We start from the raw sequence: 18,499 nt of genomic DNA, 5'->3' as shown, positions 1-18,499 counted from the left end.
TTGTCTGCCTTTTATTATACTGTATTTCTGATATAATTAACAATTTAAGTTTTATTAAGAGTGCAATTACTTGAGCAAGTTAGTAATCAATTGATCGACTTTCTCTAATTCTTGAATAATTTGTTTAACTCTTTCTAATTCGTCGGCAGGGTTAGGCGGTTGTTTCGTTTTTCTTGCCGAAGAATGAGCGATTTCACCGCGTTATTCTCCAAAAGTATCCATATTTAGTAACCAAACTTGATCTAATTCATCACTATCGATGCCGATTGGTAAGAGTAATTTTAATAGGTTAGTTTCTTTAATCCCATGATTTTGATCGATAACTGATTTAAAACATCTAATCGCTATGTCAATTTTTTTAGTTATTTTCAGTTTGTCTAGGGAGACATTTTTGTTACCTTTAAGAGGAGTAATGGTATCGGGAGGATTTTCCATTTCTTGACCAGAAAAAGCGATTACACATAACAAAACTCGACCAGCTTTACCTTGATTATCCCAGATATTTTTTGCTGTCTGTACGGTATCCCAAACTCGATCTTCAAGATAAGATTCAATCTCAGCATGAGCAAAAACTCGATAGGCAAAAGTTAAAGCTAATTGTCTTTCAGAATAGTCATTTATCTCGCTGAATTTACGAGGTAGGAATTGTTTTTTGAGTCGATTTAATTCTTTGGTTAGTTGTCTAAATCTTAGAGATTTCGGCATAGTAAAAAAACAACTATCTTAACCCCTTAAAAATAATACGATTGTCTTCCATCTGAGGAATATTGAAGTTAATATCTAATACTTCTGATAAAGCTTGACCCCATAAATGAAAACGATCATAGGTTGATTGTTTAGTATTTGTACTAATTAATACAGCATTTTTAAATCGATCAACGGCAGTAAGAAATAAACTTTTAAATGCTTCTTCTACCTGTTCTTTGTTTTTCTCGGCAGCTGCTCTAATTAGATCATCGCAAAAGTAAAAAACCATCACATCTAAAATTGCTCGATTGAACTGACTTCGATAAGTTGCCGATTCAGGCAGCCAGAGACGGGAAAAGTTTTTCTCTCCAAAAATATTAATCGTTGTCTGGACAGCTTTTTCAAATTGATCAACAACATTGATAATTTCATCTGAGCGTTTTTCCCATTCTTGATTGAAATTTTGACAGGTTTTATCTAGAAGCATCTGAACATCACCGCGATAATCAGATAAATAATAATGAAAAGCTACATAACGCAATAATATATCAGTGTCGCGCATCCGGAAATCGGGATAGGAAGATTTAAATATTTTCTTTAATGCTTGACTTTCGATCGCTCGATCATCTAAAAAATTAATAAAACCTCCTGGGTGTAATGCTTGTCTTAATTCTTGAGAAGACAAAGGGGTATTTTCCACATTGAGACGCAGAAAAATTTTATGGAGGAAACTCTCCGTTTTCCAATTACGGATAACAATCGTGCGGATAGTTTGATTATCCAGTTGGTCTAAGATATCATTCAAATTGAAGTCATTTTTTAGATCTTGATATTGGCAGCCATTGAGATTATCTAGAAATTCTAAATCTTTTAAAGTAAAACTATTATTAGGTGTGGCACTGTCACCATAAAACTGTAAAATTGTTAGTAGGCGTTGTTTGCCATCAAGAACGATAAATTTCCCTTTTTCCTTATTATTAGTAGCTAAGACAATCTGTGGGACTGGAAACCCTAGAATTAGGGATTCAATAAATCGACTTTTACGAGTAATATTCCAAGCATCTCGTCTTTGAAAGCGCGGATTGAGTTGAATATTTTCTCGAATTAATTGATCGCGGATCGTTGCGGTAGTCCAATCACTGCTGGCAACAACAGTCTCGGAGATTTCTTTGAGTTGTAGCTTTTTTTGGTTTGCTGATTCTCCTTCAATATCTTCTTCTTCTTCCGCAAAATCCACCGCTTCTATTTCTTCTAAAATCTCTAACTGTGTCATGGTAGTAATTAATCTCCTCAATTGTCTATTCTGCAAAAATCCCGCCCCAATATTTGGACGGGACTAACAATCAATCAATAATTCAATACTACTCCCATTCTATAGTTCCGGGGGGCTTAGAAGTAATATCATAAACCACGCGGTTAACTCCCTTAACTTCATTGACAATGCGATTAGAAATTGTCTCCAATAAATCATAGGGAACCCGCGACCAATCGGCAGTCATTCCGTCTTCGCTGCTGACTAAACGTAGGACAATAGGATAAGCGTAGGTGCGTTGATCTCCCATCACTCCCACACTGCGGACAGGCAATAAAACCGCGAAAGCTTGCCAGAAATCGTGATACATTCCCTGCTTATTAATCTCGTCGCGCACTACCCAATCTGCATCGCGCAAAATATTTAATTTATCTGCGGTCACTTCCCCTAAAATGCGAATTGCTAAACCGGGGCCGGGGAAAGGTTGACGACGAACAATTTCTTCTGGAAGACCGATCGATCGACCTAATTTTCTCACCTCATCCTTAAATAATTTTCGCAGGGGTTCGACTAATTTAAACCGGAGATTTTTCGGCAGTCCACCAACGTTATGATGACTTTTAATTTTAACCGCTACTCTTTCCCCGGTTTTGGGATCCACATTACTATCGGCCGATTCAATCACATCGGGATATAAAGTTCCTTGGGCCAGATAATCAAAGGGTCCCAAACGATTCGATTCTTCTTCAAACACCTGAATAAATTCATGGCCGATACGACGGCGCTTTTCCTCGGGATCCGTGACACCGGCCACTTGCGCTAAAAATCGCTCTCTAGCGTTGACATACTCAACTCTAATATGGAATTGCTCGTTAAATATCTGCATTAATCGTTCTGGTTCACCCTTACGCATGAATCCCTGATCGATAAACATACAGGTTAGTTGATCACCGATCGCTCGATGCAAGAGGAATGCTAAGGTAGAGGAGTCCACACCGCCAGATAAAGCCAATAAAACTCGCTTATCGCCCACTTTTGCCCTAATTTCTCGGATCGATTCCTCGACAAAAGCTTCCGTGGTCCAAGTGGGTTCGCATTTGCAGATATGATAGACGAAATTGCGAATTAAGGCGATTCCTCCCACAGAATGGACAACTTCCGGGTGAAACTGCACTCCAAAGAGTTTTTTCTTGTGATCGGCAATGGCCGCACAATCGGTATTATCGGTATGAGCGAGAATTTCAAAACCCGCGGGCAATTCCACGCAGGAATCCCCGTGACTCATCCAAGCGGTGGAACCGTCCTCGACATTGGTTAATAAATCGGTAGGATCGTTGATAAATAGGGATGCTTTGCCGTATTCGGCCCGTTTTGCCCGTTCTACCCTGCCCCCTAACTGCTGTACCATCAATTGCATCCCGTAGCAAACTCCGAGGACCGGTACACCTAAATTCCAAATTTCGGGATCACAGTGGGGCGCTCCAGGATCATAGACGGAATTGGGACCGCCCGAAAGAATTATTCCTTTCGGGTTGATTTGGGCCAATTGTTCGGCGCTGGTACGATAGGAGAGAACTTCGGAGTAAACGTTCGTTTCCCGGATTCTGCGGGCGATTAATTCAGAATACTGGGAGCCAAAGTCAAGAATGATGATTATTTGACGATTAAGGCTATTAGTGAAGGACTCTGAGGGCAAAGTCTCTTGGGGGGTGGGAAGGGGGGTTTGAGTTGTCACTGCGATCAAAAAAAGAAACTGGCAGGAAAAGGTTAAAGATTTGTAAACTAAATCGGCTATTGTTCTGAAAATAAGCTAGAATAGTTTAGCCTTATTAGTTTCATTTTTTAAGACTAAATATTCCCACGATCATAGCACGGTCACTAGGGGGTAACTTGTAGATTCTGCAAAAATTTAAGGCCATTTTCGCTTTTGCTGATCAAAGAACGAGAGCGATCGAATAAAATACAACCGACCCCAAGATGACCGTTACTGTGGTTATAAACGTATTCTTGGCAACGGCGATCAATCGTATTAGCCATTTCTCCATAGATGCGTTCCACCCAATTATCTCCCGTTTGCCGGTCTAATTGACGCAGATATTCCAGACCGTTTTCGCTGGTGCTACTGTCAAAAATTTGCTGGAGATGGGGGGTAGCTAAACCCATTTTAGCGGCGTAGGCGGTAAGAATTTCCCGACGACCATCGGCGAGATGATGGTGAGTCTGAAAGATTCCCCCGGCAAGTTTAATTAATTTACCGTGATAACCAAACAAAAGAATTTCAGAGATTCCCTGTAATTGTGCCTCTAATAACATCGGCCCGATCCAATTGGCTGTTTTTACCAAAATATCAGGATTAATACCCATTTGAGGGGCTAAATCTAAGCCATTTTCCCCGATACAAAACACCAAGCGATCGAAACGACGGGATAAAATTTTTAATTGCTCGCGAAAGATTTCCAACTGTCCGGGGGCGCTCAGGGGTTGGGAAATGCCGGTGGTACCCAACAAAGATAATCCCTCTACTACCCCAAAAGCGGCGTTAGAAGTCCTTGTGGCCAGTTTTTTGCCTTCCGGCAGGATAATCGTCACTTTGATGCTTTCTTGGGGCAGTAACAGGGGTCTGAGGTTTTCTTGCAGGAGACGCTGGGCATAACTATAGATAGCTGATTTTCCGTCATTATCAACCTGTAGGCCGATTCCTTCGCCGCCTTGAATCTCTATCTCTTGATTACCCGTCTTTCTTTCTACTAACGCCCATATAGGGGTATTTCTAGTTAAATCTAAATTGTCCCCCGGATCGCTGCGGGTGATGGCTAGGGCAGCATCGGGGTTAAGTCGAGCAACTTGTTCGATGGCAATTGTAACGGTTTCTGGCGGTTCTAAAAGATTAAAAGTAACGGAATTTAGCTCATTTTCGCCGTGGAGATGCTGGAGAGATGCGATCGCACTGGCACAGGCAAAAACCGGTAAAGTGTAACCTGAACGGGGTAGAGAGATAGACATGAATAGGGTCCATAACCAATCAAATTAGCGTGATCTGATTTTGACTCTCCCCCGCTAACCGCTCGCGCGGTGTAGCGGGGGATTCTTGGTTCTTAGGCTTTTAACTAGATCAAACAGGTTTAACTGAACGACCCCCGTCAAATCGCCTCCGCAAGCGTTTTCTAACACGGTCAGTCCGACCGCGTTTTTTCCTCGGTTCTCAATTACCTTCGCTGATGCCGTATCTCTCGGTTCAATGTGGCCGCAAGAATCACACCGGTGAACTCTTTCCGATAACGCTTTTTTACCAGTAATTGCGCCACAATTAGGACAATCCTGGGAAGTTCCGTTTTTATCGACTTTAAGATAATATTTCCCCCGTTTCCAAACAACAAACGGTAGTATCTCATTAATAAAACTACCGATGCCTGAATCTAGAGATTGTTTTCTAACGATCCCTCTAGACCAAGAAACGAAGTTAATATCCTCAACGAAGATATTATCAGCAAAATCGCCAAGGTAATGAGCTAACTTAAAATGCCAATCTCTACGAGTATTAGACACTTTTTCGTGTAATCTCGCTATCTTATCTTGGAGTTTTAACCAATTGTTCGAGCCTTTAGTTTTCCGTTTCAAGCGTCTTTGTAGCAATTTAAGCTTACTCTGTACTTTCAACAAAAATCGAGGGGCTTTGATTAAATCTCCCCGTGAAGTAGCGACAAAACTCTCAATCCCCGCGTCGATTCCTAAACAGGTCTTCCCTACTGTCATATCGGGAACTAATTCCGTAGATTGGAAAGAAACCGAAACGTAAAATCCCGACGCTTTTTGGATAATTCGAGCTTGTTTAGGCTCGAACCCAGACGGGTATTCTCTAGATGGCCGGATTCTAATTTTTCCTAATTGTGGAAAATTCAAACATCCATCCCCTAGAAAGTTTTTTGACAGCGCAGGAAAAACCAAACTCCGCATCTTTTTCTTAAATCTAGGAAAGCCGAAGCCTTTCGATTTTATCTGGTCAAAAGCTTTATCTAAAGTTTTTAAGACTTGCTGTAAGACTTGAGCGTTAACCGTCTTTAATATCGGGTAAACTTTTTTAGCTTCCGTTAGATTTTTAGCTTGAACGAAGTAATTTGGATAGGGTTCATCCGCAGGAATTATGTACTCGGAAACTAACGAACAGCGATCCGCAAGACACTTTCGAGAGTTCAACCAATCTTTCCGTTCTGAAAGAGCGTAATTGTAAACGCTCTTGCCAACATCAAGAATATGTACAATCTCCCGTTCCTGTTGTCTGTTTACCTTTAGTTTGTACTGGTAGGTAAGCGTTATCACTGTCGTTCGTTTCGTGATGTAAAATTAGATTATAACACTTACCATCTAATATGTCAACTGATTACAATCATGGATTTCGCTCTGTTTATAGACTTACCGCTCACGTCGTATTCGTCATCAAATACCGGCCATTGCTATTAACGATGAAATCTTAGCCCGACTTAAAGAAATCTTTGTGTCAACGCTCACGAAATGGGAAAGCGTGTTGCTTGATTTCAACGGTGAATCAGATTACGTTCACCGGATTATTGATGACAAACCTGACATCGCTTTATCCAAATTAATCGCTAACCTTAAAACAGTTAGTAGTCGCTTAATTAGAAAGGAATTTCCGAATTTGGCGGCCAAGTATTTCGACAATAAACCTTATTTTTGGACGGGAGCTTATTTCGTGGCTAGTTGTGGCGGAGTTAAGTACCTAAGCAAAATTAATTACACATTTCGATCAAGCTTTTGCCTTTTGCCTCTTGCCTTTTGCCTATCCTAACCAAGAAATTAATTTTGCACGACTACTTACCGTCGAACAACTAAAAAAATACGTCGAGAACCAAAACTCCCCAAAAGTGGAAACGCTACCGCGTTAGTTTCATTCTGGTCGCGATTCATCTCCCGTTAACTGCGTAGCGGTTTAACGGGAGATGAATCGCGACCTTGAGATAGAACTAGGGGGCAACCGCTTATTCTTAAGATTAGCCGAATCTCCCCCAATCCCTTTGCTGTTGCCAGAGTGCCTCGTCTCAACAAGCAATTTAAATGCGCGGGAGGTTCACCTGATGAGCCTTTCTCTCTCAAATCTTAAGGCCGATGCGTTTCATTTTTGAATTGGCGTAATGACGGCTGGAACGGTCGTGGCTGCTAATTTGCCGATCGCATCAATGATTCCCAAAGAAAAAGCATAACCCTGGGGACAGGGTAATTCATCACTGGAAAGAGGTAGTGAATCCCCTACGGTTGATAATAATGGCGGTTCTGTCGTCGTTTGGATGCTTTCACAATAGCTAACTCTCGTGACATAATTGGAGGGGGTTTTCCGAAAATTAGGAATACTGAAAGTTCCATAATCTGTCGGGTCTTTAGGTTGCCAATTTTGTTGGCGTTTGGTATCGGCATCTGACATTTTACCCCCCCATAAAACCGCTACATAACCATAACTATCACTTTGGCGAGGAATCGCGGCTATTTGCACTCCATGATTATTAATAACTTGTACCTCAAAATAATGGCTGGGTAGGGCAATTAATCCTGAGAGTTTTTCAAGAAATTTTCCCTTGTCTAAATAGGATGTATTTTGTACATTAACATAAATAGATAATAATTTAATTACTTCTAAATTGCTGGGGCGAATAATCGGTTGAGTTGGTGAGGTGGGTGGTTCAATCTTTGATGATTCTTGGGTGGTTTTGAACCCATAAAACAGGGCTATCAAAGCAGCAATTGCACTGCCAAACCACAAATAATTACCATAGACATTTTTCGCTTTGCGAGGCTGATTGAGGTCTTTTAATGCCGCTGAAGCTGATGTATAGCGGTTACTTAGACCTGGCGCAATTAGACCATCTAAAACTTCCGCTAATTGAGAACTAACCGTATTTTCCCCAAGCCAGTCTCGCCATACCCAATTATTATCACCATCCACTAAATTAAACGGTGATGTATTAGTTAATAAATAAATACAGGTTACACCTAAACTATAGAGGTCACTAGCAAAAACCGCTTTTCCTCGTAATTGTTCTGGGGCGACAAATTCCGCAGTTCCGATGCTAGTTCCCGTTTTAGCCAGGTTAGTTCCCGTGTGGAGTTTAGTCGCCCCAAAATCTACTAAAAAGAGACGTTTATCGCTTGTTCTACTGATAATATTAGCGGGTTTAACATCCCGATGAATTAGGTTTTTAGCGTGTAGATATTGTAAAATCGGTAAAATTTGATTGAGTATATCTCGGATTTGGCTTTCTCCAAATACCCCCCTTGCTGCTAATTCTTGTTCTAAGGTTTCTCCTGGAATGAACTCTTGGATAAGATACTGTTGTTCATCTATATAAAAATATGCCAAAAATTTGGGGATTTGGGGATGGTTAAGCACCTGTAAACTTTGGGCTTCTCGACGGAAGAGGCCAGAGGATACCTGAGCATCATTAGTCCTATGGGGGGAAAATTGTTTAATCGCACAGGGAGGGTGATTAGTTTCGCTTTCATCTATACCTAAATAGGTGATGCCAAACCCCCCAGACCCAATTTCTCTCAATCCTCGATAGCGAGCGCCTAACTTTAATGACTGACCGCAGCGTTCACAGGATACAATATCTTTAGGGTTTTCGTGGCGACAGGTGGGATTAAAACAAAGACTCATAGTTTTTCCCCAGGACATAGTTATCGCTTAACTCTAACACAGATGCTGAGACTATGAGACCATCAACTGTTGATGATTATTACTGAACTTCCCCGTTGACAAAAGGCCATAACATCTGCTGTAGGAGGGATTAAGAGTATTCAAACTCATCGTCCCCAAGTCCTCCAATAAAGTCCGAAAACTAGGCCCGGGAAAGTTCTCTTAATTCCTTTTGGACATAATCTTAGGTTTTATGGCTAGAATTGTCTCTTGTCTTTTTCTCTTCCTGTCTCCTCACCTAAGGGAAGATTTTTGATTTTTTCAGGATCTATATTAATCTTTCAGCAATTGTAAGCGATAACGATACAAAGCCACAGGACGATTCGGCGCTTGGAAATAATCAGGCGATTGGGGGGAAAGATAAATGGCTGTCACCTGATCGCCTAGAATTTTATTAGGAGATAATAACTGATAGGCGGTGGTGGTTTCCACCTCATTAAGATAAGTATTGGTTTCTCCCCGGAAAATTTGTTGACTAATTTCTGTGGCAATAAATTGATTTCGGCTAGGAGTTTCGCTATTTCTGGCAATTACCGTGGAAATTAGTTGATGAGCGCCCCGTAAAAAGGTAATCTGACGATTGGGATTATTGGGGTCAGTTTTTACCGATAATACCGATTGATTACCTAAATAGGCGCGACTAATTGCTAAACCATTAAAGGATCGATCGGCCACAGTTGATGGTTTACTGATAATGGTGGATAAAAAGGCAGCATTTATCGGTCTGGACATAGCTTTCTCGATGAATCTCACTGGAAACTCGATCGATTGTTCTAGGTAACGACGATTACTTTCAAAACCAGGTGTGATAATCTGGGGAGCAAGAGGAGCGGTTAAATCAATCAGGGTACTGGTGACAGTCCAATTGCCTACTATCCAATCGGGATAAACTAAATCTCCGCTGGCAAAACTAACCACCGGTTTAGTCATCCAGCGAGGATAATCGGTTAAGCGATCGCTTAAATTTCCCGCTATAGATAATTCTAAATGGTTACTACAGCCTAGAATCAATACTAACAAGAACAAAATTATCCTTTGCATGGGTAAAAATATTTTTTAAGTAATATTCTTTAATTATGAACGATTTTATCAACTCTCAAGCCGTTAATCTCGATTCGGCAGTAATTCCCGTCGCACCGATCGGTTTTAAATCGGGTTTTATTGGCATTATTGGTCGTCCTAATGTGGGCAAATCTACCCTGATGAATCAATTAGTGGGACAAAAAATCGCCATTACTTCTCCCATCGCTCAAACTACCCGCAACCGTTTACGCGGCATTGTCACCAGCGAGCGCGCCCAGATGATTTTTGTCGATACCCCCGGCATTCACAAGCCTCATCACGAATTAGGCAAAGTTTTAGTTAAAAATGCTGAAAACGCCATAAATTCTGTAGATTTAGTTTTATTTGTTGTCGATAGTAGCAATTTTTTGGGTAGTGGCGATCGCTATATCGCCGATTTACTGACTAAAAACCAAACTCCCACGATTTTAGGGCTAAATAAAGCCGATCAGCAACCGGAAGACCGGGAGCCTCTAGACGATAGTTATCGTACCTTAGCGGCGGAAAATAACTGGCCTCTGCTCAAATTTTCGGCACTGGAGGGGACGGGAATCGAAGAATTGCAAAATCTGTTAATTGATTCCCTAGAAGTCGGTCCCTATTACTATCCCCCCGATTTAGTCACCGATCAACCGGAAAGGTTTATTATGGGCGAATTAATCCGTGAACAGATTTTACTGCAAACCCGTCAGGAAATTCCCCATTCTGTGGCGGTGGTGATTGAACGCGTCGAGGAAACTCCCGCTTTAACCAAGGTTTTTGCCGCCATTAACGTGGAACGAGCTTCCCAAAAAGGGATCGTCATCGGTAAAAATGGCAGTATGTTAAAAGCGATCGGGACTTCCGCTCGATCGGCTATTCAAAAGTTAATCGCCGGGGAGGTATATTTAAAATTATTTGTGAAGGTAGAACCGAAATGGCGACAATCTCGCTCACTTTTAGCAGAATTTGGCTATCGCACCGAGGAGTGAATTGGGGTGTAGGGTGTAGGGTGTAGGGTGTGGGGTGTAGGGTGTGGGGTGTAGGGAGAAGCTTTTTTCAGTGATCAGTAAACAGTAAACAGTAATCAGTGAACTGAAAACTCACATCTGATAACTGATAACTGATAACTCACATCTGATAACTGATAACTGATAACTGATAACTCACATCTGATAACTGATAACTGATAACTGATAACTGAAATGACCGATATTAAAACCCTAATTAAACAGGTACACCAAGAGGCAAAAAAAGAGGATTTTCCCATCGATACCCTAATTTACCAAGAGGCCAAAAAAGACCCCCTTGAACCAGTTTTGTATGCAGGTAATCTGGCTAGTCAGTTATGCTTTTTTGGCCGGGATTTAGGACGAGATGAAGTGTATGCAGGACAACCTTTGATCGGGGCTGCCGGTAGAATGGTGAGAGAGGGATTTTTTCAAGCTTGGCAGGGGAGAAAATCTCATGATCGTCAAGAGTTATTATCGGTGTGCGATCGAATTTTCTTAACTAATACAGTTCCCTACAAACCTCCTGGTAATAAAGCTTATTCTGGGGAAGTGAAAGATCGTTTTCGTCCATTTATAGAAAAACTGCTCGTTTTTTATTGGCAAGGTGATCATATCATTACCCTTGGCACGGAAGCTTTTAAATGGTTTGAACCCTACGGTAAACCCAGAGAAGTAGATAAATTCTATCTTGATAAAGAACGCTTTACCAAAAAACTGCTAGTTACCCTTACCGCTACCGATGAAGATGGATTAAAACAGCAAAAGAAAGTGACTTTATTGCCTCTCCCCCATCCCTCTCCTCTCAATCAAAGATACTATGCTCTTTTTCCTGATTTATTACAAAAAAGATTAACTGAATTTGCCTTTTAACCGATGAGAATTTACGGCAATCGTCCCATAAAAACCCTAGCAGGACAATTAACCCGTCCGACGACAGCAAGGGTGCGAGAAGCTTTATTTAATATCTGGCAACAGAAATTATCTGGCTGTCGTTGGTTGGATCTTTGTGCGGGTAATGGTTCCATGGGTGCGGAAGCTTTATGTCGAGGTGCGAGTCTAGTAATCGGAATTGAACAATCAGGACGCGCTGGCGAAATTATCAAGGAAAATTGGCGCAATTTAGCAACTTCTCCCCAGCAATTCCAAGTAATTCGGGGGGATGTACTGACAAAGTTAGCCACTTTAGCGGGGAAAAGTTTTGATTTAATTTATTTTGACCCTCCCTACGAAAGCGGTTTATATTTACCGGTACTAACTGCCATCTCTCAATCTAATTTGTTAGATTCTCTGGGGGAAATTGCCGTGGAACATAATCCCAAATCTTGGCAAGCAATTAATCTAGAAGGTTTAACCATTTGTCGTCAGAAACGCTACGGCAATACCACCTTAACTTTTTATCAAAAAGCAGATGTCTGCTGACCACTGACTCTTAAGGTTTGATCCCCCCTGCCCCCGTAGGGTTGATTCATGAATCAACCCTACCTTCCTAGGGAGAAGGGAGAATAAATAAAAATAATCTCCTGACGACCGGCTCCTGACTCCTGCTGAAAATAGTCAATTTTATTGGGCAGTCCAGAAAAAATTATTATTTCTCAACAAAATCACATAATTTGTCACTTTTCTTGACAATCATCCTGAGCAACCCGAGAAACTTTCTGGCAACCGCAGTTAATCGCCCCCTGTTTAAGCTATTTAAAGAAAAATTAGGGCTTATTTCGATAAAATTAGCAGTAAATAGGCTATAGCCTCCTAAAACACTTAAATCCCTTCTCCTAGTCCTTTTTTTGACCTAAAACTACCCCGAAGTTTCCTGACACAGCAGCTTAACCATCTCCCCTTAACCCTTGCTGCTCCCCAGATTATCCCCTAATTTTTGTATAAATTTATACCCGACAAAAATAGTCGGGTATATTTGACACCAAGATTTTGGGAGTGATAGGATGCTTGTAGATTCAGTTGACGGCAAGACAGGAAAATCATGACCCTAGCGACAAACATCGAAACCTCAAAATTCATCCCCACCTTTACCCGCTTGGTTTCTAAGGAAGGAGGGACCTCCTACCCCCTGAAAGCGCTGAATATCTGCGAAGAAACCTTTGCCCCCCTGGAAGTGGACTACGATTACGACCTCATCCGTCGCACCGTTACCAGAGAAAGCATTCAAGCCGGTCCCAATTCCATCTGGCGCTATCGTTCCTTTTTGCCGGTGGAAAGTGAAAATCCTATCGATGTGGGTACGGGTATGACTCCCCTAGTTAAATCCCACCGTTTAGCCCGGCGCTTGGGTCTAAAAAATCTCTACATTAAAAATGATGCCGTCAATATGCCCACTCTCAGCTTCAAAGATAGAGTGGTATCCGTCGCCCTTACCCGGGCCAAAGAATTAGGTTTTACCACCGTTTCCTGTGCTAGTACGGGAAATCTCGCCAATTCCACCGCCGCTATTGCCGCTCACGCCGGTTTAGACTGTTGTGTTTTCATTCCCTCCGACTTAGAAGCGGGTAAAATTCTCGGCACCCTAATCTATAATCCCACGGTAATGGCGGTTAAAGGCAATTACGATCAGGTCAACCGTCTCTGTTCAGAAGTGGGCAACACCTACGGTTGGGGTTTTGTCAACATCAATCTGCGTCCCTACTATTCCGAAGGTTCCAAAACCTTAGGCTTTGAAGTGGCCGAACAATTAGGCTGGAAACTCCCCGATCATATTGTCGCACCTTTAGCCAGTGGTTCCCTCTTTACCAAGATTTATAAAGGCTTCCAAGAATTCGTCAAAGTCGGTTTGGTGGCAGATAAAGCAGTGCGTTTTAGTGGCGCTCAAGCGGAGGGTTGTTCCCCCATTGCCCAAGCTTTCAAGGAAGGACGGGATTTTGTCGCCCCAGTTAAACCCAATACTATCGCCAAATCGATCGCTATTGGTAATCCCGCCGATGGTGTTTATGCCCTTGATATTGCCCGTAAAACTGGCGGTAATATTGAATCCGTCACCGATGCCGAAATTATCGAAGGTATTAAACTTTTGGCAGAAACGGAAGGCATTTTCACGGAAACCGCGGGCGGTACGACTATCGCTGTCTTGAAAAAATTAGTAGAAGCGGGTAAAATCGACCCCGAAGAAACCACGGTCGTTTATATCACTGGTAATGGTCTAAAAACCCAAGAAGCGGTACAGGGTTATATCGGTGAACCCCTGTTAATCGAACCGAAATTAGAAAGCTTTGAACGGGCCCTGGAACGTTCCCGCACCCTCGAACGCCTCGAATGGCAACAGGTTCTCGTCTAGAATTGATGTTCGGGGATGATGGGGCGATTATCCCCTTGCCTCATCTCCACAAGCAATTTAAATTCGCGTGCAGCTTACCGTCCTTTCCACTTTTTCCTTGATATCTATGGCTGTAAAAGTTCTCATTCCTACTCCCCTGCAAAAATTTACAGAAAATAAGGCTACCATCGAGTGTAGTGCTAGTAGTGTCGGTGATTTAATCGAATCCTTAGAAGCAAGTTTCCCCGGTATTAAAGCCCGCTTATGCGATGAAGAGGGCGCACCCCGGCGCTTTTTAAATTTCTACGTCAACAGTGAAGATATTCGCTTCCTCGATGGGACAAAAACCCCCTTAAAAGATGGCGATGAAGTCAGTATCGTTCCTGCGGTAGCTGGAGGTTAACCTCCCCATAAGTTTGTTTTCCGTCAATTGTAATTAGACCCCTAGAAAGTGATGTTTTCTGGGGGCTTTTATTCAGGTAAGTTCTAAGCTGTCCGCACATTTAAGTAGGGTTTGCTGAAAAAGTTTTTCCTGGGGGCAGGGTGTAGGGTGTAGGGTGTGGGGTGTGGGGTTTTACCCATTTTAATCGGGTAAATTACCTAATTTTCAGGGAAAAAGTCCCGGAATTTTCTCCCCGACCACTCCCATATCTGGTACTTTTTGATTGACAAAAAGTCTAAAAGTCTTACCCAACAAGGTTTTTAGATTTATTCAGCCAGCCCTAAGTAGGGAGGCACAATTATTTGTAGGATGGGTTAGCGGTAGCGTAACCCATGCGGGCGTTGGGTTTCATGCTTCAACCCAACCTACGTTCTACACTAGCAATATTTAGTTCATTTTTCGGTATCTTTTGAGACTTTTTTATCGGATATTTTCCAAGTCCGTCCTTGACAGTAAACTTGGCCATCTTTAATCTGAACGCCAAAAACCTGACGGGCTAATTGTAAAATTTCTTTACGTTCTTCATCGGTTAAATAATCATTTCCTTTTCTTCCGCTAGGGCAGATTTTTTGATCGCCTCCTGCTTCTAGATAACGCTGTCTTCCTTTGGCTGCAATTTCGCCAATTCTTGCGTATTTTTGCTGTTGAAGTTCTGTCGGTTTTTTCATGGTTAAAGCATCCATTCTAGGGGAATAATTTCGCCATTAGGCAATAAGTATGATCTGGGCAATGTTAGACTAGAAGTAATGATTAGCCAAGCTCCATTATCTTCATCATAGACTCTAAAGAGCAGGAGTCCCAAAGTTTCAAGAGCATTTAAGACAAGATACTGTTCTTCTGTAGGTTCCACTTTTCTAAATAATTATTGTGATGATTTTCAAGCAGATAAACAAAAGGATCAGAAAAGAGAAGCTTGAATCTTGGACAATCAATCAGACGAGTTCGGCGGCTTAGGAAAGGTACACTTAATGGGACTTAGGCGTTTTCGGTCAGCAAAAAAGGCTCAAACCATTACGGGACAAAGGGTTAACCTCGATTTATGATTTTCCTTGATATATCTGGGTTTCAGCGATTTTGGGCTTCTCGAAGTAAATCCCAAGCGGGGATTGGAGTTGAGGCTTTTCTCGATTTGTTTTTTGTCTAAGTCCCATTAACCGTAATATTTAAATTACTTTTAGCGGTTCCTTTGGTAATATAAGGGATTCCTACCTCGCCGCCGATTTCGACACCAAATTGTCAAGTGACTTCCTCAATGTTGGCAATGGCTAAATTGCGAAAAGCGTTTAAAGTGTAAGTAGTGTAAGTACGAATTGTATCTTCAATTGTCTGAAAATTCTGCAAAATTTGCTGTTTATCTGGTATAGAAATTCCCCCTTTAGCAACTCTTCCCTCCGTTCTTAATGTCTCGGTCGGAATTTCCAGGTCATCGGTGGACTCTATATAAATTAGGGTGTTTTCGTCAATTTGGATCGGAGTTAGTCGAGTCATAAATAGTGCAAAAATTGAAAATCAACTTTTTTCTTAACTATTTCCTAGCTCTCCCATACTTGTGATGATAAGAAAAGGTCATCTAAGGGAGGGCGTATGCTTTCCTTGCAGTTTACCAAAAAACAACCTAACATAAAAAACATTTCTATCCCTTGCTGACTGTCTATGGCTCGCTACGCCCTCGTCATCGGCATTAACGATTACGATAACCCCAATTTCCTGCCACCTTTGAGCAAACCCGCCAAAGATGCGGAAGCTGTTGCTAAATTCTTGGAGAATACCGGGACATTTGCCAATGTAGAACGCCTACCCAATCGCTGGATTGCCGCAGAAAAACGCTACGAAGTCGTTCCAGGAAAGGTGACGGGGGATGAAGTCTTGCAAGCCTTAAAGCAAATCTTGGTGGTGATTCGGTAGTAGTGATGGCGGCTTAATCCTTTGCTTTGCTGTGCATTGTAGTCATGGATAAAATACCAAAGGGCTCCCCAACGTGATTCTCCATTTTTTTAGAGAAAGATAGACTCTCTCTCACCAGCCGAGAAATCCTTTGTCGAAAGGTATTATTTAATCTTTCAATAGGATTAGTTTGACCAGTTTCTTTTCCGACTGGTCGATGACGTTTACTAGGAATTACTGTCTTATAGGACTCCCAAAAGTCTGTGGAAGCAACAGCGCATTGTCGGTAAACACCGGGTAAACTGGCCCCAAAGTTTTTTGGCTGATTGACGACTCCTATCTCCGCGCATAGGGTCTGCTGAAAAAGTTTTTCCTAGGGGCAGGGTGTAGGGTGTGGGGTGTGGGGTGTGGGGTTTTACCCATTTTAATCGGGTAAATTACCTAATTTTCAGGGAAAAAGTCCCGGAATTTTCTCCCCGACCACTCCCATATCTGGTACTTTTTGATTGACAAAAAGTCTAAAAGTCTTACCCAACAAGGTTTTTAGATTTATTCAGCAAACCCTAAATAGCAACCAATAATTTCCCTTGTCTTTCTATCAATTAACCGCCAAATATAAACCTTTATCGTCTTAGAAAAAACCCAAGACCACATCTCATCACATTCTCTAACTAATTTACCTTTTAGTTTGTCCGAAACCTTTATTTGACGGGGGACAGCCGCCAGTTTATTGTTGACATAGTTTTGTAACCATGACCAACTTACCCCTGTTACTCTAGCAATTCCTCGCAAGGAAATTCGTTCGAGTAAGAGTTTATCAATTAATTGTTTGGTTTCGTCAGAGACAGTTTTATTAGTGGGATTGATCACCAACGGTTGACCACATTAGACCTCTTGCATAAATCCGAAAACAAACGATAGAAACAATAATGGGAGGGACTTTCAGTTAATTATTTATTAGTAGTTGATAATCTTCAAAAATGTTGCTGTACAAGGATCGACTTAAGACTTTTGCAAGAGGTCTATTCTTTACCTTGACGTTTGGGTTTTCCATTATGAATAGAACCATTCTTGATAGTATGGTGAGAACCACAATTAGGACAGGGGAATAGAGGTGAAGGGGGGACTTTGTTCGGTGCTAGACTGATATTTGAGTAAGCCAGACAGGAGCCAGAAAAAGATATTTATCAGAAAAGTCATGATCAAGCTATACTTTAGACGTTCATAATCTGAGATTTATTAAACTTCTGAAATCGTAGAGTCAGCAAGGAATCCAGTTCTTTTTTATGTTTCAGATGGGCATCATTCAAACATTCATAAATGGCTGAAGAAAAGTCAGAAAAGTTTTCATAATATTTACCATATAAACATTTCTTTTTGACAAATTTCCACAGCCTTTCAATTAAATTTAGATTAGGCGAATAAGACGGTAGATAGAGTAGCTCTATTGACAAAGAAAGAGCCAATTTTTCAACAATTTTACATTTCTGATAGCGGGCATTATCTAATACGAGAGTGATGGGAATCATTAGTCCTAAAGCAGCTATTTTTGACCGGAGTTCACAGACTTGAGTTGCTGTAATATAAGTGTCATTCGTAACCAGAATAACTTCATGAGTTATTGCATTTAATGCTCCTAAAACATTGAAGCGTTTACGCCCGCTCGGTGACTTAACAAAAAGTCTCTCAAAACACCAAACAAAACCGAGAAAAGCTCCCATAACAAAGTGAGCGGCATCAACAAAAAAAACAGCCATTTTTCCTTCTTTAGCCTCATTTAGTCTGGGTTCTAGCTTTTTTTCTTTGTAGTCTTCTTGTTCATCCCGGTCAGCTTTAGAAGGAAGAGAACCTACTTTTATACATTTCATTCCCATTGATTTTAAGAATTTCCTCACTTGAGTAGGACTTCGTTTTATTCCCGTCAATTCTTCTCTTCTGTATACAGCTTCATTTATTGTGGCTGGTGGATTTTTCTCGAAGTATTTTTTGAGCGTTTCTTTTTGAGACTCTAATTCACTTTTAGGGCGATAGAAGTTGATTTCTTTTAATTTTTCTATTCCGCCTTCTTCATAATCTCGAAGATAGGTTAATAACTGGACTTCCCCCATACAGAAATACTAAAAAATCAACAAAACCCTTACTGCATGGAGCTTCTCAGAAAAAATTGACAAGCCACTACTGGGTACATTTTTCGCTTGAAAATGGCTGTACCGTT

General features: G+C 41.4%; 14 protein-coding genes and 6 pseudogenes. 7 read left to right on the top strand and 13 right to left on the bottom strand.

What is annotated here, in order from left to right; all coding sequences use genetic code 11:
* Positions 1 to 66: 66 nt before the first annotated feature.
* The 5 genes and pseudogenes from MAE_RS07540 to MAE_RS07520 form a co-directional block, all read right to left on the bottom strand.
* Positions 67 to 705 (bottom strand): annotated as a pseudogene (locus tag MAE_RS07540) (HEPN domain-containing protein).
* A 13-nt stretch (positions 706 to 718) separates the two neighbouring features.
* Positions 719 to 1,960: a DUF262 domain-containing protein gene (locus tag MAE_RS07535; RefSeq protein WP_012265045.1), complete on the bottom strand. Its 1,242-nt coding sequence runs from the start codon at positions 1,958 to 1,960 to the stop codon at positions 719 to 721.
* 88 nt (positions 1,961 to 2,048) lie between these two features.
* The gene (gene guaA, locus MAE_RS07530) at positions 2,049 to 3,674 is read right to left on the bottom strand and encodes a glutamine-hydrolyzing GMP synthase (RefSeq protein WP_012265044.1); all 1,626 of its coding nucleotides are present in this window, start codon (positions 3,672 to 3,674) and stop codon (positions 2,049 to 2,051) included.
* A 143-nt stretch (positions 3,675 to 3,817) separates the two neighbouring features.
* A complete protein-coding gene (cbiD, locus tag MAE_RS07525; protein WP_012265043.1) occupies positions 3,818 to 4,942 on the bottom strand; it encodes a cobalt-precorrin-5B (C(1))-methyltransferase CbiD in 1,125 nt (374 codons plus the stop codon).
* Positions 4,943 to 4,996: 54 nt separating this feature from the next.
* Complete coding sequence (locus tag MAE_RS07520) at positions 4,997 to 6,256, bottom strand: RNA-guided endonuclease InsQ/TnpB family protein (RefSeq protein ID WP_012265042.1); 1,260 nt, start codon at positions 6,254 to 6,256, stop codon at positions 4,997 to 4,999.
* 175 nt (positions 6,257 to 6,431) lie between these two features.
* Here MAE_RS07520 and MAE_RS28830 point away from each other — a divergent pair, with 175 nt between their 5' ends.
* A complete protein-coding gene (locus MAE_RS28830; RefSeq protein WP_012265041.1) occupies positions 6,432 to 6,743 on the top strand; it encodes a transposase in 312 nt (103 codons plus the stop codon).
* Positions 6,744 to 7,067: 324 nt separating this feature from the next.
* Here the strand turns inward: MAE_RS28830 and MAE_RS07515 are convergent, their stop codons facing one another.
* Positions 7,068 to 8,603, bottom strand: a complete 1,536-nt coding sequence (locus MAE_RS07515; protein ID WP_012265039.1) for a serine/threonine-protein kinase — start codon at positions 8,601 to 8,603, stop codon at positions 7,068 to 7,070.
* A 312-nt stretch (positions 8,604 to 8,915) separates the two neighbouring features.
* Positions 8,916 to 9,683, bottom strand: coding sequence for a DUF6816 family protein (locus tag MAE_RS07510; RefSeq protein ID WP_012265038.1), 768 nt, complete (start codon positions 9,681 to 9,683; stop codon positions 8,916 to 8,918).
* Between the two features lie 35 nt (positions 9,684 to 9,718).
* Between MAE_RS07510 and era the strand changes: the two genes are divergently transcribed.
* The 5 genes from era (at position 9,719) to MAE_RS07485 (ending at position 14,361) form a co-directional block, all read left to right on the top strand.
* Positions 9,719 to 10,675, top strand: coding sequence for a GTPase Era (gene era / locus MAE_RS07505; protein ID WP_012265037.1), 957 nt, complete (start codon positions 9,719 to 9,721; stop codon positions 10,673 to 10,675).
* Positions 10,676 to 10,888: 213 nt separating this feature from the next.
* Positions 10,889 to 11,566, top strand: coding sequence for a uracil-DNA glycosylase family protein (locus tag MAE_RS07500; RefSeq protein WP_012265036.1), 678 nt, complete (start codon positions 10,889 to 10,891; stop codon positions 11,564 to 11,566).
* Positions 11,567 to 11,569: 3 nt separating this feature from the next.
* Positions 11,570 to 12,115 carry a 16S rRNA (guanine(966)-N(2))-methyltransferase RsmD gene (gene rsmD / locus MAE_RS07495; RefSeq protein ID WP_002798774.1) on the top strand — a complete coding sequence of 182 codons (546 nt, stop codon included), beginning with the start codon at positions 11,570 to 11,572 and terminating at the stop codon, positions 12,113 to 12,115.
* A gap of 559 nt (positions 12,116 to 12,674) precedes the next feature.
* The gene (gene thrC, locus MAE_RS07490) at positions 12,675 to 13,979 is read left to right on the top strand and encodes a threonine synthase (protein WP_002783420.1); all 1,305 of its coding nucleotides are present in this window, start codon (positions 12,675 to 12,677) and stop codon (positions 13,977 to 13,979) included.
* 106 nt (positions 13,980 to 14,085) lie between these two features.
* Positions 14,086 to 14,361, top strand: a complete 276-nt coding sequence (locus MAE_RS07485) for a MoaD/ThiS family protein (RefSeq protein ID WP_002735127.1) — start codon at positions 14,086 to 14,088, stop codon at positions 14,359 to 14,361.
* 431 nt (positions 14,362 to 14,792) lie between these two features.
* On the opposite strand, the gene MAE_RS07480 is transcribed toward MAE_RS07485, so the two are convergent.
* Positions 14,793 to 15,083 (bottom strand): hypothetical protein, encoded by a 291-nt coding sequence (locus MAE_RS07480; RefSeq protein ID WP_231859742.1) that lies wholly within the window; start codon positions 15,081 to 15,083, stop codon positions 14,793 to 14,795.
* A 457-nt stretch (positions 15,084 to 15,540) separates the two neighbouring features.
* Positions 15,541 to 15,888 (bottom strand): annotated as a pseudogene (locus tag MAE_RS07470) (CU044_2847 family protein).
* Between the two features lie 165 nt (positions 15,889 to 16,053).
* Between MAE_RS07470 and MAE_RS07465 the strand changes: the two are divergent.
* The gene (locus MAE_RS07465) at positions 16,054 to 16,305 is read left to right on the top strand and encodes a caspase family protein (protein ID WP_012265034.1); all 252 of its coding nucleotides are present in this window, start codon (positions 16,054 to 16,056) and stop codon (positions 16,303 to 16,305) included.
* Between the two features lie 32 nt (positions 16,306 to 16,337).
* Here the strand turns inward: MAE_RS07465 and MAE_RS28825 are convergent.
* The 4 pseudogenes from MAE_RS28825 to MAE_RS28820 form a co-directional block, all read right to left on the bottom strand.
* Positions 16,338 to 16,628, bottom strand: a pseudogene (locus MAE_RS28825) (IS1 family transposase); the annotation flags it as partial.
* Between the two features lie 214 nt (positions 16,629 to 16,842).
* Positions 16,843 to 17,169, bottom strand: a pseudogene (locus MAE_RS07460) (ISNCY family transposase); the annotation flags it as partial.
* Between the two features lie 140 nt (positions 17,170 to 17,309).
* A pseudogene (locus tag MAE_RS31800) lies at positions 17,310 to 17,484 on the bottom strand (ISNCY family transposase); the annotation flags it as partial.
* Positions 17,485 to 17,498: 14 nt separating this feature from the next.
* A pseudogene (locus MAE_RS28820) lies at positions 17,499 to 18,377 on the bottom strand (IS630 family transposase); the annotation flags it as partial.
* Positions 18,378 to 18,499: the final 122 nt, after the last annotated feature.

The sequence above is a fragment of the Microcystis aeruginosa NIES-843 genome, assembly GCF_000010625.1.
Taxonomy (GTDB): Bacteria; Cyanobacteriota; Cyanobacteriia; order Cyanobacteriales; family Microcystaceae; genus Microcystis; species Microcystis aeruginosa.
This window is presented reverse-complemented; position numbering and strand designations above follow the sequence as displayed.

Excerpts from the sequence above, each read along its gene's own strand:
- cbiD (WP_012265043.1), bottom strand. The coding sequence starts at position 4,942 with ATGTCTATCTCTCTACCCCGTTCAGGTTACACTTTACCGGTTTTTGCC.
- rsmD (WP_002798774.1), top strand. The coding sequence starts at position 11,570 with ATGAGAATTTACGGCAATCGTCCCATAAAAACCCTAGCAGGACAATTA.
- era (WP_012265037.1), top strand. The coding sequence starts at position 9,719 with ATGAACGATTTTATCAACTCTCAAGCCGTTAATCTCGATTCGGCAGTA.
- MAE_RS07515 (WP_012265039.1), bottom strand. The coding sequence starts at position 8,603 with ATGAGTCTTTGTTTTAATCCCACCTGTCGCCACGAAAACCCTAAAGAT.
- MAE_RS07500 (WP_012265036.1), top strand. The coding sequence starts at position 10,889 with ATGACCGATATTAAAACCCTAATTAAACAGGTACACCAAGAGGCAAAA.
- MAE_RS07535 (WP_012265045.1), bottom strand. The coding sequence starts at position 1,960 with ATGACACAGTTAGAGATTTTAGAAGAAATAGAAGCGGTGGATTTTGCG.
- MAE_RS07510 (WP_012265038.1), bottom strand. The coding sequence starts at position 9,683 with ATGCAAAGGATAATTTTGTTCTTGTTAGTATTGATTCTAGGCTGTAGT.
- MAE_RS07485 (WP_002735127.1), top strand. The coding sequence starts at position 14,086 with ATGGCTGTAAAAGTTCTCATTCCTACTCCCCTGCAAAAATTTACAGAA.
- MAE_RS07480 (WP_231859742.1), bottom strand. The coding sequence starts at position 15,083 with ATGGATGCTTTAACCATGAAAAAACCGACAGAACTTCAACAGCAAAAA.
- thrC (WP_002783420.1), top strand. The coding sequence starts at position 12,675 with ATGACCCTAGCGACAAACATCGAAACCTCAAAATTCATCCCCACCTTT.
- MAE_RS07465 (WP_012265034.1), top strand. The coding sequence starts at position 16,054 with ATGGCTCGCTACGCCCTCGTCATCGGCATTAACGATTACGATAACCCC.